Origin of the sequence: Microscilla marina ATCC 23134 (assembly GCF_000169175.1) — a bacterium.
Lineage (GTDB): Bacteria > Bacteroidota > Bacteroidia > Cytophagales > Microscillaceae > Microscilla > Microscilla marina.
In genome coordinates, this window is record NZ_AAWS01000116.1 from 1 (window position 1) to 2,150 (window position 2,150).

Below are 2,150 nucleotides of genomic sequence, written 5' to 3' on the forward strand. Positions count from 1 at the left end.
GCGTATATGTTCACCTTTTGCCAGGCATAAGTTTTTGCTGTATATAAAAAACGAGTACTTTTCGTTCTGTATGTCTTTTTCGTTTAAACTTCTGGTAATCAGTACTCAAAAAACGAATTTACACAAACTCTGAAACGTTATCAAAAAATCCCCAAAAGGTACTCAATACTTTTTGGGGATTTTTGTATGTGCCCTGTTGAAGGGAAAGCAGTAATAAGTTGTGTTGAAGAGGAGGGCTTTTAACCAATAAGTTTATAACCCATTGAAAATAAGCGTACTATGGATTTGTTAGTTGCTTATGAGCCGAATCTGCAGCAGCTTGCTGTGATGAGTTCAACGTAGTTAAACAGGGTGCACCTAGCACCTAGTTCCTAGAACCTTATCGACTACCTTTTTGCAAATGCTAAAAAAGCCTGTAACACGCCTTCAGGGTCTTCTACCTGAGGATAATGCCCTATACCATCGTCAAGCATCACCACGTCAGGATTATTCACCACTTCTTTATAACGTGCCACCATGTGCTTGCCCGATACTGGATCGGCGGGTCCGTTGATAAGCCTGATAGGTACTATAGAGTTTTTGAGCCCACCCACCCAGCGTTCGCGGTATACCTTGCGTTCGTTCATATAGCGAATCAGTTTGTGCCCTATTTTATGGCCATTGTTCAAAGAAATGAGTTGCCAGAAATCATCCAGTTCCTGGCTGGTAGGTTGCGTATGGGTACCAAATACCTCCGAAAACTTTTGACTAAAACGTTTTTTATTCATCAGCTTTGTTACCCATACCCCCAGCGGGCTAATGAGCATTTTTTGAATGGTACGGGGTTGGTGAGTTTCGGGAAATAACCCGCCATTGAGCAAACAAAGCGATTGAATTTCTACACCTGTCTGAAGAGTGCCTTGTTTGGCTCGGTCTAAAAAAGCAGCTAACATTTCTTGTGCTACGGTATCGCCGTAATCGTGGGCAAGTATGTGGCATTTTTTGATGCCCAACTCAGTCAGGAGTGCCTCGTGTAAGCTTGCCTGGTCGTGAATGTTGTAATGGTATTTGTAAGGCTTTGCCGAATATCCAAAACCTATCATGTCAAGAGCCGTTACCACAAATTTTTCGGTGAGAGGTTGCCATACCTTGTGCCAGTCCCACGACGAAGTAGGAAACCCGTGTATGAGCAATACATGCGCTTTATCGGGTTGGAGGGCATTTTGCCCTGCTTGTACATAAAATATTGATTGATTTTTATAGGTAAAATATGTCCCCTTGGCTTTCCAGTCGACGAGTTGCATGGTATGATTAGGTTGACTAATGAGTGTTTAAAACTACTTTGGGCACAAAATAGTAGTTTTTTTTGCAAGCTCAAAAACCCACATACCAGAAAACCAGACTAAACGCCCCATGTTTTTTACAAAAAAGCAAGTGCAGCAAACAAGGCAAATGTTCATCAGAAACGAAATATATGCGGTTACAACATTTTTATAATGTGTTTAGTCTGGCCAGAAAACTACCCAGCAAAGTAGTACGCTGGTTTTGAACTACGGTTTTTATAAGTCGCTAAAAATCAACGTGATATAAAAAGTGTAGTTACCCAGAGAGCAGGGTGTTCCTAGCACCTAGTTCCTAAAACCTACTTAAAAACTACAGCCTTGCATCTTATAAGTAGCAGCAAAAAAGGCTATTTTTTGGGTGGCAACACCTTTGTGGTTCAACAGGTAATTGAACAGCTCTAAGCTACCCGTTTGTTCACTCTTGATATTGCGTATGGGTAAAAAGCCTCTAAACTCATTCTCCTCAAACTTAATTGCGTCGACTTCCCTGGTCCATAGGTCTCGGTTGGTAGCAATAAAAAAACACAAGTCGGGGTTAAACAAAGCCAGTGGGCTTAAACTTTCCTCGTAACTGTACTCTCGAAATGTTGCCCCATTTATATTCTTTACCATTACCACATTGCCTTTGGCGTCTCTTACATAAGAGAAGTAATACTTGAGAATAGTACCTACCTCATTGCTATAGATAGTCCACGAAGTACGTTGTTTTTGAGCATTGTATGTAAACTTCCACAATTCCTTGAACTTACCTTTGTGGTCTTCTTGCCTTACCGATGCCACACCCCCTGATGGTAAGTATAATATGCCTTACCGCAGCGTATCAGTGTG

Annotated in this window: 2 protein-coding genes; both read right to left on the reverse strand. The window is 41.4% G+C overall.

The window, feature by feature from the left end; all coding sequences use genetic code 11:
• Window positions 1–386: 386 nt before the first annotated feature.
• Window positions 387–1,283 (reverse strand): alpha/beta fold hydrolase, encoded by an 897-nt coding sequence (locus M23134_RS37085; RefSeq protein ID WP_002706232.1) that lies wholly within the window; start codon window positions 1,281–1,283, stop codon window positions 387–389.
• A 342-nt stretch (window positions 1,284–1,625) separates the two neighbouring features.
• The gene (locus tag M23134_RS37095; protein WP_002706234.1) at window positions 1,626–2,102 is read right to left on the reverse strand and encodes a hypothetical protein; all 477 of its coding nucleotides are present in this window, start codon (window positions 2,100–2,102) and stop codon (window positions 1,626–1,628) included.
• Window positions 2,103–2,150: the final 48 nt, after the last annotated feature.